Raw genomic sequence first — 17,368 nt, 5'->3', positions numbered from 1 at the left:
TCGAAGGGAAGAAAAGAGAATTTTTGGAGTTTTTCGAACAATAAAAATAAACAGGCTGTTGGCAATAATACGAATGAAGGGAAAAAAGCTTAGGAATATTATTATTTAGAAACAATTAAAATAAGCGCATGGAACTCGATTGCATTGTTTGCTAGTCTGCTCCCCTTTAAATTTGGCCTCAAATTAATGCAAAAGAAATTCGTTCTAAACTAATCGCATCACTTGTATGAGTTGGGTTACAAAAACCTTGAGTAGTACCTTAGGTAGAAAGTTGATCATGGCCTTGACCGGTTTGTTTTTGATTCTGTTTCTGACAGGTCACGTATCCGGTAATTTGCTTTTGTTCAAAAATGACGGTGGAGAGGCATTTAATATATATGCCAAGTTTATGACTACCAATCCGGCAGTTAAAATTCTCTCTTATCTGACCTACATCTCTATTATTGGTCACGTCATCTATTCCATTTTCTTGACCAAACACAACAAATCAGCAAGGCCGGTAGGTTATGCCGAATCCAAGGCAGCAACTAGCAGTACTTGGTCTTCCAGAAATATGGGAATCTTGGGTACGATCATTTTGGTATTCCTGGTTGTTCACTTGCAGGGTTTTTGGGCCAAAATGCACTGGGGTGAGATGCCCATGGTTACCATCGAAGGAGAAGAATACAAAAATTTGTTTCTAATAGTAAGTGAAGCCTTCAAGCAAGAGTGGCTGGTGGCCCTTTACGTGATTTCCATGGGATTTCTAGGATTTCACCTTTCCCACGGATTCGCTTCTGCTTTCCAAACCTTAGGCCTGAATCATAAAAAGTATTTACCTGCTATCAAGGCGGTGGGTCAGTTTTACTGCATTGCAGTTCCGATCCTATTCGCCAGCATGCCTTTATATATTTACTTTACTAGTTAATCCATAGTCCCGTATGATACTAGATTCCAAAATACCTGCTGGTCCATTGGCCGAAAAATGGACAAAGCACAAGTTTAACAGCAAGCTGGTCAATCCGGCAAACAAAAGAAAATACGATGTCATCGTAGTGGGTACAGGCTTGGCAGGCGCCTCTGCTGCAGCCTCGTTAGCGGAGTTGGGATACAATGTCAAGGCCTTTTGTTTCCAGGACAGCCCTAGAAGAGCGCATTCAATTGCTGCTCAGGGAGGGATCAATGCTGCCAAGAACTACCAGAATGACGGTGACTCTGTATTTAGACTATTCTATGACACGATCAAAGGCGGTGACTACCGGGCAAGAGAAGCCAATGTCTACCGACTTGCCGAAGTGTCTGTAAAAATCATTGATCAATGCGTGGCCCAAGGAGTGCCTTTTGCCAGAGAATATGGAGGGCTATTGGCCAACCGCTCATTCGGTGGGGCTCAGGTATCCCGAACATTTTATGCACGGGGCCAAACCGGACAGCAATTGTTATTGGGTGCCTATTCTGCGCTCAGCCGTCAGGTAGCGAATGGAAAAGTAAAGCTTTACCCAAGAACAGAAATGATGGATGTGGTCGTCATTGATGGCCATGCAAGAGGGATAGTGACCCGAAACCTCATCACAGGTGCAGTCGAAACCCATGCAGCTCATGCAGTTTTGCTTTGCACAGGTGGATACGGAAACGTCTTCTTCTTATCAACCAATGCAATGGGTTCCAATGTGACAGCGGCTTGGAGAGCTCACAAGCGCGGTGCTTACTTTGCGAACCCTTGCTTTACCCAAATTCACCCGACTTGTATCCCCGTGTCAGGTGACCATCAGTCCAAGTTGACTTTGATGTCTGAATCTCTCCGAAATGACGGTAGAGTATGGGTGCCTGCCACTAAAGAAACCGCTGAAAAACTCAGAAAAGGTCAGATTAAGGCTAATGACATCAAGGAAGAAGACAGAGATTACTTTTTGGAAAGAAAATATCCTTCCTTCGGTAACCTTGTTCCCCGTGACGTGGCTTCCCGAAATGCCAAGTATGTCTGTGACGAAGGACGTGGAGTCAATGAAACCGGGGAAGCGGTGTTCTTGGATTTCCGTGACGCGATCAAGCGGGACGGAAGAAATATCATTGAGCAGAAATACGGCAACCTCTTCGATATGTATAAGCAAATCACAGGAGAGGATCCCTATCAGGTGCCAATGATGATTTATCCAGCGGTCCACTACACCATGGGTGGTCTTTGGGTAGATTACAATTTGATGACGACCGTTCCGGGGCTGTATGCATTGGGAGAAGCTAACTTCTCTGACCACGGAGCCAACCGATTGGGAGCTTCAGCTCTCATGCAGGGATTGGCAGATGGATACTTTGTGATTCCTTACACTGTAGGAGACTATCTCGCTCAAGTGCCGCCAAAGAAAGTGGATGAAAATCACCCTGAATTTGCCAAGGCTAAAGAAGAGGTTCAGAATAGAATAAAGACTATTCTATCCATTAATGGGTCTAAGACAGTGGATTATTTCCACAAAAAACTTGGCAAAATCATGTGGAACGAATGTGGCATGGCTCGAACAGCAGAAGGCTTGAAAAAAGCAAAAGCTGAGATTCAGGCCTTGAAGGCTGATTTTTGGAAGGATGTGAAAGTATTGGGGACCAATGAGGAATTGAATCAATCCCTTGAAAAAGCCCACAGAGTAGCTGATTTCCTTGAATTGGGTGAATTGATGGTGGATGATGCATTGAATAGAGAAGAGTCATGCGGTGGCCACTTCCGTGAAGAATTTCAGACTCCAGAGGGTGAGGCCCTTCGTGATGACGAAAACTTTGCATACGTAGCCGCTTGGAAATACGTCGGAGAGGGTACTCAGGAAGAGCTTTACAAGGAGCCGCTTGAGTTTGAAAATGTGAAGTTGACCCAGCGTAGTTATAAATAATCATTTGACAATAATTCATAGCTAGAAATATGAAATTGACATTAAAAATTTGGAGACAGAAGAATAACTCAGACAAGGGAGGTTTTGCGACCTACCCTGTGGATGGGATTTCAAAGGACATGTCTTTCCTAGAGATGTTGGACGTGCTGAATGATCAATTGACCGAAAAGGGGGAAGACCCGGTTCACTTTGATCACGATTGCCGGGAAGGGATCTGTGGCATGTGCTCCTTGTATATCAATGGTAAGCCTCACGGTCCCTTGCAGACCACCACTTGCCAGCTGCATATGCGGTCTTTCAACGACGGAGAGACCATTACGATAGAACCTTGGAGAGCCAAAGCTTTTCCGGTAGTCAAAGACCTGGTGGTAGATCGCTCGGCCTTTGACCGAATCATCCAAGCCGGTGGATATGTATCTGTAAACACAGGGGGGGTGCCGGATGCCAATGAGATTCCTGTTCCGAAGACAGTAGCCGATTTAGCCATGGATGCAGCTCAGTGTATTGGCTGCGGTGCCTGTGTAGCCGCCTGTAAAAATGCTTCTGCAATGCTGTTTACTTCGGCCAAGATTTCCCAGTTGGCTCTGTTGCCACAAGGTCAGGTGGAAAGAAAGACCCGTGCAGAAAAAATGGTAGCCCAGATGGATGCTGAAGGGTTCGGAGCTTGTACCAATACGGGTGCCTGCGAAGCTGAATGTCCAAAGGGAATTTCCATTACCAACATCGCCCGAATGAACAGAGAATATTTCAGTGCAGTAGTCAGCAGTGAATCTTTGTAATTGGACTTTAGAGAATAATTCAAAGAAAACCGGAGATCTCTCCGGTTTTTTTTTGCCCTTACTACTAGATGATTGGGGTAAAATACTACCTGAATATGATCACCATCTCAGCTTCAATTTAAGCCTTAAAATGGTATTATTCCAAGGGTAAATTTGATTAAATAAATCGAATTAGGTCAAAAAACCAAATAAAATTGGCCTTTTGACTCTTTTTGATTAACTTTGAAAAATTATATTTTAAATTTCTTTTGTTACACAAGTTAGATAATAATGCATTTACTGGATCTGGGGATCTTTTTAGCCTACATGCTGGCCATGTTGGGCGTAGGAGTATATTTCATGAAAAAGAATTCCAGCCAGGAGGATTATTATGTAGGAGGGCGATCTATTGGAAGTCTGCATATCGGGCTTTCGGTAGTAGCCACTGACGTAGGCGGAGGGTTTTCGATTGGATTGGGCGGACTAGGCTTCGCTATGGGCATCTCCGGATCATGGATGTTGTTTACGGGATTGATCGGTGCTTGGCTGGCTGCTGTGCTGTTGATTCCAAAAGTAAAAGCCAATCCTTCTTTCGCCCGATTTTTCACTTTTCCTCAGATCATCGGTTATCTTTTTGATCAAAAAGCAGCCAAAATCGCCGCACTTATTTGCTTCATTGGGTATTTGGGATTTACCTCCTCTCAGCTTCTAGCCGGTGCCAAGTTGGCCTCCGGTACCTTTGAATCTCTAGATCTGCACACTGCACTTTTAATTATGGGTGTGATTGCGGTGGTATATACCGTGATGGGAGGATTGAAGGCCGTGATTTATACTGACACTGTACAATGGATTATTTTGATGTTAGGTCTTATGTTGATCGGGATTCCTGTAGCCTATTCTTTCGTCGGAGGATGGGATGGAATTACCCGGACCTTGCCGGAAGAGTTTTTCTCTCTTAGCAACTTGACATGGCAAGATTTGGTCAATTGGGGAGTGACGATCATTCCTATTTGGTTTGTTGGTATGACACTCTATCAGCGGATTTTCGCCGCTAGGGATGAAAAATCCGCCAAAAGAGCCTGGTTTATAGCCGGTATATTTGAATGGCCGATTATGGCTTTTTTGGGGGTGAGCCTAGGACTCTTATCCAGAGTAGCGGTCGAGCAGGGAGCACTTGAGGGCTTTACGACCGCGATGGATCCCGAGATGGGGCTTCCCGTTTTATTGAGTCAGATTCTTCCGGTCGGAATCTTAGGTTTGATGATGTCCGCTTATTTTTCGGCAGTCCTTTCTACAGCCGATTCCTGTCTGATGGCAGCCTCTGGAAACTTGACCACAGATCTTCTTTCCAGTCAGCTCAAAGGCAAATCAATGAACCAAGAAGTACGAATCAGTCAGCTTCTCACCTTAGCTATTGGAATTATTGCGGTCTTGATTGCTTGGCAGATGACCGAGGTATTGAGCTTGATGCTTTATTCCTACGCATTTATGGTCTCCGGACTTCTAGTACCGGTGGTAGCGGGGTTGTTCTTGAATAAAAGAAACCCAACAGCGGCTATTTTCTCGATGATTATTGGGGGAAGTGTCACAGCAGGCCTGACCTTGGCAGGTATAAAATTGCCTTTTGGTCTCGATGCTAATCTATTTGGAATAGCCTGCTCAGCAATAAGTTATGGCTTGGTTTATTATTTTAGAAAAAAAGAAGATAGAACAACAAAACTATGATCAAATTAGAAACCCTTTCCGCGATCAATAATGCGACTTTTCTTGAAAAAAACGAGATTGCAGACTTCCTTTTTCACCATTTGGGAAAGTACGGTGACCCTAAGGAAGACATCATGAAATGTCTGGACTATGCTTTAGATCCAGGGCTTCATGCCGGAGGCTTTGTGATTTTGGCCAGAGAAAACGGAAAGATCGTAGGAACTTTGGTGATGAACAAAACCGGGATGTCAGGATATATTCCTGAAAATATCCTGGTCTACATAGCAGTAGATGCCTCACAAAGAGGAAAAGGAATAGGAGGCAAAATCATGGATTTGGCTATTACAATGGCCAATGGAGCCATTGCTCTTCATGTGGAGCCGGACAATCCAGCAAGAAAGTTGTACGAGCGACTTGGCTTTACCAACAAATACCTCGAAATGAGACTAACCAAAAACTAAAAAATGGCTGTTCTTACGCTAAACAGACAAAAGCTCCAAGAGAATTATCGCTTTTTAAAAGACCTTTTCGAACAAAAGCAGGTCAGTTGGGGAGTAGTATCCAAGCTGCTTTGCGGACACAAACGATTTCTTCAAGAGCTGATAGATCTGGGAATAGATGAAATCCATGATTCCCGGATTTCTAATTTGGCAATGGTCAAAAGGCTGAAAAGAGACATCCAAACCGTGTATATCAAGCCTGTAGCCAAGAAAAATGTGGCTCAGATGGTGGAGTTCGCCGATGTGAGTCTTAACAGTGAGTTGGAAACCATCCGCCTCATCAGTGAAGAAGCTGGCAAGCAGGAAAAACTTCACAAAGTCATCATCATGGTAGAGACAGGTGATCTCAGGGAAGGTGTAATGGGGCAGGACTTGGTGGAGTTTTATGCCCGTGTTTTTGAGCTCCCCAATATTGAGGTGATTGGTCTGGGGACAAACCTAAACTGTCTCAATGGTGTGATGCCGAGTACTGATAAGCTGATTCAGCTTTCACTCTACAAACAAATCATTGAACTGAAATTCGGAAAATCCATTCCTTGGGTTTCCGCAGGTACTTCTGTGACTATCCCATTGATGCTTTCGCATCAGCTGCCGGCGGGGGTCAATCATTTTCGTGTCGGGGAAACCCTCTATTTCGGAGTGGATTTGGTAGAGGAAAAAGTGATCGACGGCATGCATGGAGATGTTTTTGAGCTTCAGGCTCAAATCATCGAACTTCAGGAGAAGCCCTTGGTGCCGATCGGGAATCTAGCCGCCAATCCACAGGGACAAGTAGTAGAAATCGAAGAAGGAAACTTGGGTAAATCCTCCTTTAGGGCTATTTTGGACTTGGGGATTTTGGACATTGACCCGAAATATCTCGAGCCTGAGGATGAGGAGATAGAGGTATTGGGAGCGAGTTCCGATATGATGATTCTTAACCTAAACAAAAATCCCCAACAGCTGAAAGTCGGGGATTCGATCAAGTTTAAACTGAAATACCTAGGCGTGCTTGGATTGATGAATTCCCGGTATATCGAAAAAGCCGTGATCTGATTAGTTGCTCTGAGGCATGCTATTGATCCATTGACGGATGAGTGCCACGCCTTCCTCGTGAACGGTGGTCCGACCAAGCTCAGGCATGGCCACGCCCACCTCGGTGGAATTCATCCGGTAGGTCAAAATGGATTGATCGGCCTTGCCGGGGTGGATATCATAGGTAAAACTTCCTGCTCCTTTTCCTGCTGCGACCGGAGTTTTATTTACCCCCAGTTTCAAAGGATCTTTCTGATCGTAGGTAAGGAATAATCCTGAAGTGCTTGCAGGGCCTTCCGCTCTATGACAATGGGAGCAGTTGATATCCAGGTATGCCATGGCCCGGTCATCCAATGCTTGGGTTTGATCTTCATAATCAATGACCTTTGGATAGGCATCGACTCCTTCAAACCCACTTAAATGTCCCTGTTGTGCCCAATGTGCCAATTGGTTGGATTTGAATCCCCCGTAGTCCAGCTCATGGTTCAAATGCTTGGGTTGTATGCCTATGGGAGCCAATTTTTCATCCTTGTTGTGGCAGCTTTTGCACTGGTTTTTATTGGGCACCAAGTAGTTAATGATCTGATCTTTGCCGGATGCATCGGTAAACTTGACCTCTAATTGAGCGCCAACCACCTTGAGTACGGCATCGGTTTGCTCTTCATTCCAAAGGTAAGGATAGGCTTGCCATCCCCCTTCCTCATGAATCATGAGACGGGTTTCGATAATTCGCTTTCCTTCTTCAGGGTTTCTGAAATCATTGGGGTAGTAAAAATTTTTGATCAAAATTGAGCCTATAGGCAGTTCCATTTCGTCTCCGACGATTTCAGCTTGGCTACCTTCAGGGAAATAAACAAAGCGGCTTTTCCAAGCATAATCGGTAAATAAGGACGAAGCCGGTCGATACAGGGTGAGGGTAGAAGCCGGTTCAAGCTTTTTCATTTCTCCTTCAAAAAATCCATAGGTAGATAGCCTTCGGTAGGGGTAGTTTCCATCTGCTTCCTCAGGGGCCAAAGCTCTTTCTCCAGATTTAGCTTGGGAGGTCTCCGGAATGCTGTTTTCATTTTTACCCTGACAGGAAATGACTAATCCCAAAATCAGTCCCAATACCCAATTATTTCTACTGCTTCTCCTCATCATCTGCCTGATTGATCGTCTAATTGTAGTCCCGCTAGTCCGGAAATGTCCGTATTTACCTTTACCTGACAGTTCTGAAAGAGTTCATGGTCTTTGAATGAAGTGATCTTGTCTTCTCCATCCATGAGGTAAAATCGGGTAAAGTGTAGATTCTCCCAATTTTTCTCCTGAATGCAGATTCTCATAGGATTACTCTCGATGGTAGGACTGATGTTTTCATCCCAAATTCCGTCATAAATGATATCCTGAGTTTTCCCTTTTCCATGTGCATTGTAGATGCTGACCATTTGACCGAGTTCTCTGGTCAAGTCAGGAGTGGAAAGTCTTTTTCTCTTGTACTCGTTGTCATGTACATAGATATCCGTGGTGTAGGGAGACCAATTGGGAGCTTCTGCAGGAAATCCGGTAACCTGATAGCTGGCAATAGAGACACCTGAGGTTTTGTTGTGATGGATTCGGTTGTGGTAGATTTCGACTTCTTTGGCTGCCAAAAGTACGATTCCGCTGCCCGGAGGGATCATCGTCACAGTATTTCCGTTTGGACCGTCGCCAATCGGCGTTGCAAAATTCTTATGATTGTTGTCGATGATGTCGTTATCGTAGATTTTTGTGCCTTTACCATCGGATTTGGGTAGTCCGGGAAGGTTAAAGACCAAAATTCCTCCGGAGTTATTCCTTGCAGTGTTTCCAAATACCTCAGCATTGTCTGAGTTTTCGATTTCTATTCCGGCTACATTTCCGAAGGCCAGTGAATTCTTGACAACGATGTTCTCGGATTGGCCGACGTAGATTCCTGCGTCTTTGGAATGGGAAGCGATGCACTCGTCTATTGTTACATTTTTACACTGGACGGGGTAAATGGCATAGGTCCCGTTCTGGGATTTGTCTCCATTGGTCCAAGTGACGTTGATCCGTCGGAAGGTGATCCCGTCGGTATGTTGGGATTTGATGCCATCTCCGGGTGCATCCTCGATGCTGAGGTCTTCGATTGAGATCTGCTTGCCTACTATTTTCACTCCTTCTCCTCCGGTCTGCAGATTTCGAAAGGAAAGAACTGTTTTGTCCATTCCGGCCCCTTTGATTTTCACCCCTGTTTTATTGTCCAGGATCAGCTGGGTATTGAGCATGTAAAACCCCTCAGGGATGACAATAGTGGTAGAATCTTCCGCAAGAATAAATGCTTCCACGATGGCCTCGGTTTCTTCCAAGCTTGCCCTTCGGATTTTTGAGGTGTCAAAGGTCTGCTCATAATTGGATGAATCACAACCCATGAGGAGGAGCCAGGAGAACAAGATAAAGGATAGTGCTTTCAGGTTTTTCATTTGTGCGGGGATAATTGCACCAAATGTACTTTGATCTACAGGTGATTTTGTTTGAGAAAAGTCAAATAATCAGATTTTGGCACGGATTCGCGAAAGAGTCTCAATGCTCATGTCCAGATAGGAAGCAATCTGACCCACACTGGCTTTTTGAATGATTTTGGGTCTGTTTTCCATTAATTCTAAATACCTATCCTTAGCTGATTTGAATTTGGCAAAGACCAACTGCTCCTCCAGCGAGATGTAATACTGCTCCAAAAGCAAGCGGTAGACGCGCTCCAAGCTTTGGTAGAGGTCAAATAGACCCATTAAGTCTTGATGATGAATTCGCGCCAACCGAGTGGTTTCCATAGCTTCTATATTTTCATAGGATGGATTTCGGGAAATAAAGGAATACATGGAGGTGGTAAATTCTCCCTTGAGGGTAAAGGATACCGTCACATCTTTGTCGTCCTTCAGATAAAAGCTCCGTAGAGATCCGTCGATGACAAAATAAAGGTGATCACAGGGGGTACCTGATTTTTCAATGAGCTCGCCACGCTCAAGTTCCATCCATTGGAGCTTTTCCCCAAAAGCAGTTTTTGCTTCTTCCTCTACTTGGGGGAAAGGGTCCAAAATGCTTAAAATATTTTCCATAAACTTAAAAATTACAAGAAGGAATCATATTTCAGATTTCAAGCGTTAGTTTTGAGGAATTTAAAAATTTGTAGGCTTATGAAAAAGGTTTTGCTGTTATTGTTTGTGATGGGTATAGTTGGATCTGCTCAGGCACAGTTTGGTGTAAGGGCAGGATTTACCTCGTCTAATTTCTCTGACACCAATTTTGATACGAGATCAGGATTTCACGCCGGAGTATATTACAGTTTCGGGGAAAATTTCCTGAAAGTAGAACCCGGACTGTTTTATTCCCAAAAAGGGTATACAGGCACTGACGATCAGGGAAGGTCTATCGACGAGCAGCTGAATTATGTAGAGATTCCCATTTTGTTCAGATTGAGTCTTATTCCCGCGGTCAATGTGTTTCTTGGGCCTCAGATTTCTTTTCTTGCATCCAGAAACTACCAATTAGGCGATGTGACCTCCAATAGCCTAGAGGTGTTGACCGGGTATGATTTGGCTGGCGTGGCAGGAGCTCAATTGGTTTTGCCCTTGAATTTCAATATTCAGGCAAGTTATGATTTTGGTATTCGGTCATTGAATTATTTCAATACTGAAGTGAAAAATCAGGCCTTCAAAGTTTCCTTAGGCTATTCCTTTTGATGCTAAAAATCTGGTAAGGAAAACTCCTGGCTGGCGATGGCCGGGAGTTATTTTTTGATCCGATCCGGGTTTTCCTCCAAAAAAGACTTCCAGCCGGCAGTCCTGCCTCGGGACTGTACTCTTCCTTCATGGAAATGATGGCACAAGGCCACAGCAAGGGCGTCAGTGGCATCCAGCAATTTGGGCAGCTCGGTGATTCCCATAAGGGTCTGTAACATGGCAGCTACTTGCTCCTTGGAAGCATTCCCGTTTCCTGTGACGGATTGCTTGACTTTTTTTGGGGAATATTCCGTGATTGGAATTTCTTTCGATAAGGCCGCCGCCATGGCTACTCCTTGAGCCCGGCCGAGCTTGAGCATGGATTGGACATTGGCTCCGTAAAAAGGAGCTTCCAAAGCCACAGAATCTGGAGCGAATTCTTCAATGATTCCTGTGATCCGCTCAAAAATCTTTTTGAGTTTGAGCTCATGGGTTTCGTACTTTTTCAGATGAATGACTCCATACTGAAGAATTTTATACTTTTTGCCTTCAGTAAGAATTAATCCATAGCCCATCACTGTGGTGCCGGGATCAATTCCCAAAATGATTTTTTCTTTCAGCGGTTTTTCTACTTCTTTACTCACCCCTGCAAGTTAGTGTAAATGATGGTCTATTTTTATCTCCTCTGGATTTTTGGCTATTTCCTGTTGCTCCTTCTTCTGGTCAGAAAATGGCCTTCAGAAAAAGGAAAAAACTTAAATGAACCAGCAGTTCTACCCAGCATCACTTTAGTCATTCCTTTCCGAAATGAAGCCAATCTTGTGGGGTCAATGGTGGAAGAACTGAAGAGAATCTCTCCTGAAATCCAAGAAATCCTCCTGGTAGACGATCAAAGTGAGGATGATTCCTTTTCCCTTTTCTCCGGTCAAATCCAATCCCATTCCAAGTTTGACCTATTGAAGAGCCCCGGAGTCGGCAAAAAAGCAGCTTTGGAGTGGGGAATTCGGCAAGCCAGAGGAGAAATCATCCTTACCTCGGATGCGGATTGTAGTTTTGCCAAAGGCTGGGCCAAAGAAATGGCAACCCCTTTTCAGAATCCTGAAGTCCAGCTGGTAGCAGGTCCAGTCCTGTCCAAAGCTGACGCAAGAATCTTCCCGGAAGTGTTTCAGCAGATTGAGTGGGCCAGCATACTCTTGGTTACCCAGTTTTCCTTTCGATCCCTTAAACCCCTCCTGTGTAGCGGAGCTAATCTCGCCTTCCGGAAATCAGCTTTTCTCCGGGTAGGGGGATACATGGGAAATGATCACCTGCTGTCAGGGGATGATGAGTTTTTGTTGAAAAAAATAGCCATGGAATTTGGCGCGGCGTCCTGCCTTTACTTGCCATACCAACAGGCCTTGGTCTATACACTCCCGGAGCCCAGTTTGTATTTTCTGTTTAATCAGCGGATTCGATGGGCAAGCAAGTGGAAGGAGCATGGATCCTTGGTGCATGGGGGGATTGCGATTCTTGCTGCTTTATCCCAGTGGGTTTGGCTGTTTAGCTTTGTTTTGCCCTTAGCAGGCATTCTGGGAATTTGGGTTTTGGTTGGCCTTTGGGCTGGAAAACTGGCCATCGAACGATGGGCCCTGCAAAAAGTCCTTCGTTCCTTTGGGAGAACTCCGGGAAGATACTGGGCCTTGACTTCTCTTTTTCATCCCTTCTACGTGATCGGGGTTAGCTTGGGGTCGATTTGGGGAAAATTTGAATGGAAAGGTAGGTCCAACTGATTTTGCTTATTTTTGGATTCAAACCACCAACGATGACAGACGCTGAATTTGATCTTTTGGACGAATTGTATTTTGTCCAGCATTTTTCCCACCTCAAAGATTCCCTTGGGTGGGAAAATCAGCTGCTCCTCAAAACCCTGACTTCGCTTTATTCTTCAGGGCTGATCAAATGCCTCAGCAGTCCGGATGAAGAGCGATTTGATCAGGTTGATGTGTATTCGGAGGGAGAAGACCTCTATTATTTAGCCACTAAAAAGGGGCTGATGGCCCATAACGCACTGTGATTGTGGAAGGGCAAGCCTACAATAAATATCAGCGGAAGGAATTGGAGCTCAAGGCACTCCTTGAGATCACCCAGGCGATCAATGAAAATCAGCCGGAAAGTGTGCTGCTCAATATTTTCAAGTTTACCTGCTTGGTTCACTTGGAAATCAAAGCTATGATTCTCTATGTGGCCAAAGAGGGGGAATTTGAGAAAAAAATTGCCCACGGAGTCAAAGGAAAAATTCCGGATACGCTTCATTCTTCCCAAATAGTGGACAAAAAAGAGAGTGGAGAACTCCGATTGGATCTTCCTGGGGATTTTTCTTTTTCGGAGCTGGAAACCTATCTCCCGGTGTATCATAAAGAGAAACTTCTTGCTCTTCTCTTCCTGAGAAGAAAGTCAGACCAGGTGGAACTCGACCTGGACTTTACCCAAGCTATAGCCAATATCCTGGTGGTGGCCTTGGAGAATAAGCGATTTGCCCGTAGACAAATCCAGCAGGAAATCCTAAACAGGGAGGTGGCCATTGCCTCTCAGGTCCAGCAAATGCTTTTCCCTTCTGATCTGCCCAATACCCAAGAATTGAAGGTAAAAGTGACCTATTTTCCGCACAGTATGGTGGGGGGGGACTATTACGATTTGATCAGAAAATCCAAAGAAAAGGTCTACTTCTGTGTGGCGGATGTGTCCGGCAAAGGGATCGCCGCTGCGCTTTTGATGTCCAACTTTCAGGCTGCACTCCGTACTTTACTTCGAAGCGATGCCAGTCTTGAGGTGATTTTGCATCAGCTGAACTACACGCTTTTTGAAAATACCAAAGGAGAACGATTCATCACCTTTTTTCTGGGGGAATATGATTTTGTGAAGAAAAGGCTTCGCTATGTCAATGCCGGGCATAATCCACCCATTCTCTGTTGGGAAAAGGAAGGGACAACCGAATTGCTGGAGGCAGGGACGACCATTTTGGGGGCCTTTGAGCATCTTCCTTTCTTGGAGATGGGGGAGAGACAGGATTTGGATTCCTTTACGATCCATCTTTATACGGACGGACTCACCGAGACACTGAATCCGAGCGATGAGGAGTTTGGGGAATTACGACTCCAGAAATTTGTTTCCTCTCATATGTGTATGGATCCGGACCAGTTTCATTTGGAGTTTTTCAAGGAAATTGAAGCTTTCAAAGGTCCCATACCCCTTCGGGATGATTTGACATTTATGAGTTTGAGGTTTTCTTAGTCCATGGTTTTTCACGGTGTGCCCCGTCTGATTCAGCGAATTTTCCCCAATAGAGTTTGGGAAGGGAATCCCGATAGCCAATCGGTTTTTCTCACTTTTGATGACGGTCCGGTCCCCAGGATTACTGATTTTGTACTCAACGAACTGGATAAAAGAGGACAAAAAGCCACTTTTTTTGTGGTGGGAGACAATGTGAATAAAAACCCTTCACTTGCCAGAGAAGTGATTCAAGCCGGGCATCAGGTCGGAAATCATACCCATAATCACCTGAATGGCTGGAAAACAGATACGGGGAGCTACCTTTCCAATTTTGAAAAAGCAGAAAAGACTCTTGAGGATATTTTGAGTCAAAAAACACGGTTTTTTAGACCTCCTTATGGATTGATTACCTCCTCCCAGGCCTCGGCCATCCGTACCACGCATCAGGTCATCATGTGGAGTGTCTTGAGCGGAGATTACCGAAGGGGGATTTCACCAGAGAGGGTGATTGAACAGAGCTGTAAGCGTACCCAAAACGGGAGTGTGGTCGTCTTTCATGATCAGGAAAAAACTGCTGAATTATTGCCTAAGGTGCTTCCGCATTACCTTGATTTTTTGCTCAGTGAAGGATTCAAAACCCAATTGTTTTGATTGAATTGATCAGTTGGCTGTTTGTGGCTTGGGTACCGATCCAGTATTTTATCCTGCTGATTTTGGCCCGAACCCACTGGAAATCCTGGGGAACCGCCACGGAACCCTTACCGCAGGTCTCAATTTGGATAGCCTTAAGAAATGAGGAGGAAAATCTACCCCGTTTACTTCAAAGCCTGGATCGATTGGACTATCCCAAGGAAAAGCTTCAGATCTTGTTGGCGGATGATCAAAGTACGGATCGTACTGGGGAAATCCTTAGCCAATGGGCTCAAAATCGTCCGAATGTAGTTTGGATTTCTGCCCTGAGGGATGAAAAATCTTTGACTCAGAGAAACGGAAAAGCAAATGCTTTGGCTCAGTTGGAAGACCATGCAGTAGGAGACTTTTATTTTTTTACCGATGGGGATTGCCTTGTTCCTCCTTTCTGGATAAAAAAGACCTTGGCTGGTTTTTCGGAGAGAACAGGTTTGGTGATAGGAATTACCCGAGTACAGAGTGAAACTTGGCTGGGAAAAATGCAGGAAATCGACTGGTGGAATACACTTGGAATTGTCAAAGTGGTCAATGATTTGGGCTTTGCTACCACGGGGTTGGGCAATAACATGGCCATCCGAAAGGAAGCCTACCAAGCCTGTGGCGGGTTTTCGGGAATTCCTTTTTCATTGACGGAGGACTTGGAAATTTCCAAAGCCATCCAAAAGAAAGGTTTCCGAATGGAGCAAGTAGTCAGCCCAGAAAACCTGGTTCTTACCCAGGAAGAAAACAACTGGAAGGCACTTTTAAAACAAAGAAAACGATGGATGGCCGGGGCGATGACTTTGAATCTGGGTTGGAAAATAATGCTTGGAATGCAGGTCTTGTTCTTTGTTGGACTTGGGATGATGTTTTTCTCCAATTGGGTTTTAGCCTTGGTTTGTTGGGGGGTGAAATTGGTTCTGCAGGGGTTGTTCTTTAGAAATATGTCAATGAGAACCGGGCAGAGACTCTTGTGGAGAGACTTAATCTTCTTTGATTTTTACCTTTTGGCTGCCTACAGCCTGACGATTCTTTATTACTTTTGGCCCTCTCCCACGATTTGGAAGTCAAGACCCTACTGATGAATCTGATCGACACCCACGCCCATATTTATTCAAGCAAATTTGATTCAGACCGAGACCAGGTGATCGAGGAGATCCGTGGTGCCGGAATTGAGCGCATCTATATGCCCAATGTAGATGTGGAGACCATCGACCGGATGCTCGAATGTGAATCCCGATACGGTGATCTCTGCATTCCCATGATGGGTCTTCATCCATGCGATGTGAAGGAGGATTTTCAAAAGCAGCTTTATATCATGGAAGATTGGCTGAACAGACGGTCCTTTGCAGCAGTGGGAGAGATCGGGACTGATTTGTATTGGGACAAAAGCACCTTTGAGATTCAAAAAGAAGCGCTGAAGATTCAGCTTTCTTGGGCTCTGGAAAAGGACCTCCCCGTGGTACTTCACTGCAGAGAATCCATCGACCAGACGATAGAGATCATCGAAGAGCACCAAAATGGGCAACTGAAAGGAATTTTCCATTGCTTCACCGGGACCTTGGATCAGGCAAAACGCATCATTTCACTGGGCTTCCTTTTGGGAATAGGCGGAGTGTCCACTTATAAAAATGGAGGACTGGATCAGGTAATTCCATTTATCGGAATACAAAATATGGTTTTGGAGACGGATGCACCCTATTTGGCTCCAGTACCCCACAGAGGGAAAAGAAATACCCCTGCTTATCTTCCCCACATCGCACAGCGGGTGGGGGATCTACTTCATGTATCGGCAGAGCAAATCGCCTTGGATACCAAGCAAAATGCCCTTGCCCTATTCAAGGAATTCGAAAGATGAATTATAAAATTGTACGACTGAAAACCACTGGCAATGGCCGGAATACCGCTTCGGTATTGATTATCTATACAGGAGGCACCTTGGGCATGGCTTATGACGAGTCTGGGGCCTTAGTTCCTTTCAATTTTGGATTGATTCTGGAAAAGATTCCGATTCTGTCCAATATGAACATTGCCATTACGGTTATTTCCTTTCCCGAACCAATCGATTCATCCAATGTCACCACCCGGCACTGGAAGGACATGGCCTATATTATCTATGAAAACTACGACAGCTACGATGGGTTTGTCGTGGTGCATGGCACAGATACCATGGCCTATTCTGCCTCCATGCTGAGTTATATGCTGAAAGGATTAAATAAGCCGGTCATTTTTACCGGGGCTCAGCTTCCGATTTCTGCCATGCGTTCGGATGCCCGGGAGAATTTGGTTACTTCTTTGGAAATCGCCAGTGCCAAAGTGAATGGTCTTCCGATTGTGCCTGAGGTTTGTATTTTCTTCAACCACATGCTTTTGAGGGGAAATCGGTCAAAAAAGGTGCAGAGTATCCATTTCGATGCCTTTGAGTCCGAGAATTATCCGCCTCTCGCCGAAGCCGGTATTGTAATCGACTACAACACCAACGCCATCCGACCTTACAAGCCTGCCAAGAAGCTGGTCAATATGAATCAGCTGGACAATAATGTAATGGTGCTGAAGCTTTTTCCCGGGATCACTGAAAAAATCCTCGATCACAGTTTTTCTGTTCCCGGATTGAAAGGAGTGGTTTTGGAGACGTATGGTTCCGGAAACAGCCCTTCCGAGGCTTGGTTTATGAAGTCTTTGGAAAAAGCCATAAAAAAAGGACTGATTATCCTAAACGTTTCCCAATGTAATGGTGGGCGGGTGATTCAGGGACGATATGAAACCAGCAAAGAGCTGTTGGCAGTGGGGGTAGTCAGCGGGGCAGATATGACGACAGAGGCAGCTGTGACCAAGTTGATGTTTCTTTTGGGGCAGAATTTGACTACGGAAGAAATACGAACTCAACTGACCCAATCCTTGGCAGGAGAGATTTCCGGGTAGAA

General features: G+C 45.0%; 18 protein-coding genes. 14 read left to right on the top strand and 4 right to left on the bottom strand.

Annotated elements, in window-relative coordinates:
- The first annotated feature begins 226 nt into the window (after positions 1–226).
- From AAA943_RS14850 to AAA943_RS14825, 6 genes are all read left to right on the top strand, one after another.
- The gene (locus AAA943_RS14850; protein ID WP_338225054.1) at positions 227–907 is read left to right on the top strand and encodes a succinate dehydrogenase cytochrome b subunit; all 681 of its coding nucleotides are present in this window, start codon (positions 227–229) and stop codon (positions 905–907) included.
- A 13-nt stretch (positions 908–920) separates the two neighbouring features.
- Positions 921–2,855 (top strand): fumarate reductase/succinate dehydrogenase flavoprotein subunit, encoded by a 1,935-nt coding sequence (locus tag AAA943_RS14845; protein WP_338219909.1) that lies wholly within the window; start codon positions 921–923, stop codon positions 2,853–2,855.
- Positions 2,856–2,884: 29 nt separating this feature from the next.
- Positions 2,885–3,634, top strand: coding sequence for a succinate dehydrogenase/fumarate reductase iron-sulfur subunit (locus tag AAA943_RS14840; protein WP_338219908.1), 750 nt, complete (start codon positions 2,885–2,887; stop codon positions 3,632–3,634).
- 270 nt (positions 3,635–3,904) lie between these two features.
- Positions 3,905–5,338, top strand: coding sequence for a sodium:solute symporter family protein (locus AAA943_RS14835; RefSeq protein WP_338225053.1), 1,434 nt, complete (start codon positions 3,905–3,907; stop codon positions 5,336–5,338).
- Positions 5,335–5,778, top strand: a complete 444-nt coding sequence (locus AAA943_RS14830) for a GNAT family N-acetyltransferase (RefSeq protein WP_338225052.1) — start codon at positions 5,335–5,337, stop codon at positions 5,776–5,778. Before AAA943_RS14835 ends, AAA943_RS14830 begins: the two co-directional genes overlap by 4 nt.
- A 3-nt stretch (positions 5,779–5,781) precedes the next feature.
- Positions 5,782–6,852: an alanine racemase gene (locus AAA943_RS14825; protein ID WP_338225051.1), complete on the top strand. Its 1,071-nt coding sequence runs from the start codon at positions 5,782–5,784 to the stop codon at positions 6,850–6,852.
- On the opposite strand, the gene AAA943_RS14820 is transcribed toward AAA943_RS14825, so the two are convergent.
- From AAA943_RS14820 to AAA943_RS14810, 3 genes are all read right to left on the bottom strand, one after another.
- Positions 6,853–7,971, bottom strand: coding sequence for an SO2930 family diheme c-type cytochrome (locus tag AAA943_RS14820; RefSeq protein ID WP_338225050.1), 1,119 nt, complete (start codon positions 7,969–7,971; stop codon positions 6,853–6,855).
- Positions 7,968–9,290 (bottom strand): parallel beta-helix domain-containing protein, encoded by a 1,323-nt coding sequence (locus AAA943_RS14815; protein WP_338225049.1) that lies wholly within the window; start codon positions 9,288–9,290, stop codon positions 7,968–7,970. Before AAA943_RS14815 ends, AAA943_RS14820 begins: the two co-directional genes overlap by 4 nt.
- A 69-nt stretch (positions 9,291–9,359) precedes the next feature.
- Positions 9,360–9,923 carry a Crp/Fnr family transcriptional regulator gene (locus AAA943_RS14810; protein ID WP_338225048.1) on the bottom strand — a complete coding sequence of 188 codons (564 nt, stop codon included), beginning with the start codon at positions 9,921–9,923 and terminating at the stop codon, positions 9,360–9,362.
- Positions 9,924–10,001: 78 nt separating this feature from the next.
- On the opposite strand from AAA943_RS14810, the gene AAA943_RS14805 reads away from it, so the two are divergent.
- Positions 10,002–10,547, top strand: coding sequence for a porin family protein (locus AAA943_RS14805; RefSeq protein WP_338225047.1), 546 nt, complete (start codon positions 10,002–10,004; stop codon positions 10,545–10,547).
- A 47-nt stretch (positions 10,548–10,594) separates the two neighbouring features.
- On the opposite strand, the gene ruvC is transcribed toward AAA943_RS14805, so the two are convergent.
- A complete protein-coding gene (ruvC, locus tag AAA943_RS14800) occupies positions 10,595–11,170 on the bottom strand; it encodes a crossover junction endodeoxyribonuclease RuvC (RefSeq protein ID WP_338225046.1) in 576 nt (191 codons plus the stop codon).
- A gap of 18 nt (positions 11,171–11,188) precedes the next feature.
- Between ruvC and AAA943_RS14795 the strand changes: the two genes are divergently transcribed.
- Genes AAA943_RS14795 through AAA943_RS14765 form a run of 7 tightly spaced genes read left to right on the top strand, consistent with a single transcriptional unit; the run spans position 11,189 to position 17,366 of the window.
- Positions 11,189–12,295: a glycosyltransferase gene (locus AAA943_RS14795; protein ID WP_338225045.1), complete on the top strand. Its 1,107-nt coding sequence runs from the start codon at positions 11,189–11,191 to the stop codon at positions 12,293–12,295.
- A gap of 32 nt (positions 12,296–12,327) precedes the next feature.
- Positions 12,328–12,579, top strand: a complete 252-nt coding sequence (locus tag AAA943_RS14790) for a hypothetical protein (protein ID WP_338225044.1) — start codon at positions 12,328–12,330, stop codon at positions 12,577–12,579.
- Positions 12,580–12,581: 2 nt separating this feature from the next.
- Positions 12,582–13,796: a PP2C family protein-serine/threonine phosphatase gene (locus AAA943_RS14785; protein WP_338225043.1), complete on the top strand. Its 1,215-nt coding sequence runs from the start codon at positions 12,582–12,584 to the stop codon at positions 13,794–13,796.
- A gap of 3 nt (positions 13,797–13,799) precedes the next feature.
- Positions 13,800–14,426, top strand: coding sequence for a polysaccharide deacetylase family protein (locus tag AAA943_RS14780; protein ID WP_338225042.1), 627 nt, complete (start codon positions 13,800–13,802; stop codon positions 14,424–14,426).
- Positions 14,423–15,526 (top strand): glycosyltransferase, encoded by a 1,104-nt coding sequence (locus AAA943_RS14775; protein WP_338225041.1) that lies wholly within the window; start codon positions 14,423–14,425, stop codon positions 15,524–15,526. The genes AAA943_RS14780 and AAA943_RS14775 overlap by 4 nt, the downstream gene beginning before the upstream one ends.
- On the top strand, positions 15,526–16,302 hold the full coding sequence (locus tag AAA943_RS14770; RefSeq protein WP_338225040.1) for a TatD family hydrolase: 777 nt from the start codon (positions 15,526–15,528) through the stop codon (positions 16,300–16,302). The genes AAA943_RS14775 and AAA943_RS14770 overlap by 1 nt, the downstream gene beginning before the upstream one ends.
- The gene (locus tag AAA943_RS14765; protein WP_338225039.1) at positions 16,299–17,366 is read left to right on the top strand and encodes an asparaginase; all 1,068 of its coding nucleotides are present in this window, start codon (positions 16,299–16,301) and stop codon (positions 17,364–17,366) included. The genes AAA943_RS14770 and AAA943_RS14765 overlap by 4 nt, the downstream gene beginning before the upstream one ends.
- Positions 17,367–17,368 lie beyond the last annotated feature (2 nt).

The sequence above is a fragment of the Algoriphagus confluentis genome (assembly GCF_036245625.1).
Classification (GTDB): domain Bacteria; phylum Bacteroidota; class Bacteroidia; order Cytophagales; family Cyclobacteriaceae; genus Algoriphagus; species Algoriphagus confluentis.
This window is presented reverse-complemented; position numbering and strand designations above follow the sequence as displayed.

Coding starts and splice junctions, on each gene's coding strand:
- AAA943_RS14815 (WP_338225049.1), bottom strand. CDS start 9,290: ATGAAAAACCTGAAAGCACTATCCTTTATCTTGTTCTCCTGGCTCCTC.
- AAA943_RS14790 (WP_338225044.1), top strand. CDS start 12,328: ATGACAGACGCTGAATTTGATCTTTTGGACGAATTGTATTTTGTCCAG.
- AAA943_RS14820 (WP_338225050.1), bottom strand. CDS start 7,971: ATGATGAGGAGAAGCAGTAGAAATAATTGGGTATTGGGACTGATTTTG.
- AAA943_RS14795 (WP_338225045.1), top strand. CDS start 11,189: ATGATGGTCTATTTTTATCTCCTCTGGATTTTTGGCTATTTCCTGTTG.
- AAA943_RS14805 (WP_338225047.1), top strand. CDS start 10,002: ATGAAAAAGGTTTTGCTGTTATTGTTTGTGATGGGTATAGTTGGATCT.
- AAA943_RS14810 (WP_338225048.1), bottom strand. CDS start 9,923: ATGGAAAATATTTTAAGCATTTTGGACCCTTTCCCCCAAGTAGAGGAA.
- AAA943_RS14840 (WP_338219908.1), top strand. CDS start 2,885: ATGAAATTGACATTAAAAATTTGGAGACAGAAGAATAACTCAGACAAG.
- AAA943_RS14835 (WP_338225053.1), top strand. CDS start 3,905: ATGCATTTACTGGATCTGGGGATCTTTTTAGCCTACATGCTGGCCATG.
- AAA943_RS14850 (WP_338225054.1), top strand. CDS start 227: ATGAGTTGGGTTACAAAAACCTTGAGTAGTACCTTAGGTAGAAAGTTG.
- AAA943_RS14780 (WP_338225042.1), top strand. CDS start 13,800: ATGGTTTTTCACGGTGTGCCCCGTCTGATTCAGCGAATTTTCCCCAAT.
- AAA943_RS14825 (WP_338225051.1), top strand. CDS start 5,782: ATGGCTGTTCTTACGCTAAACAGACAAAAGCTCCAAGAGAATTATCGC.
- AAA943_RS14830 (WP_338225052.1), top strand. CDS start 5,335: ATGATCAAATTAGAAACCCTTTCCGCGATCAATAATGCGACTTTTCTT.
- AAA943_RS14845 (WP_338219909.1), top strand. CDS start 921: ATGATACTAGATTCCAAAATACCTGCTGGTCCATTGGCCGAAAAATGG.
- AAA943_RS14765 (WP_338225039.1), top strand. CDS start 16,299: ATGAATTATAAAATTGTACGACTGAAAACCACTGGCAATGGCCGGAAT.
- AAA943_RS14770 (WP_338225040.1), top strand. CDS start 15,526: ATGAATCTGATCGACACCCACGCCCATATTTATTCAAGCAAATTTGAT.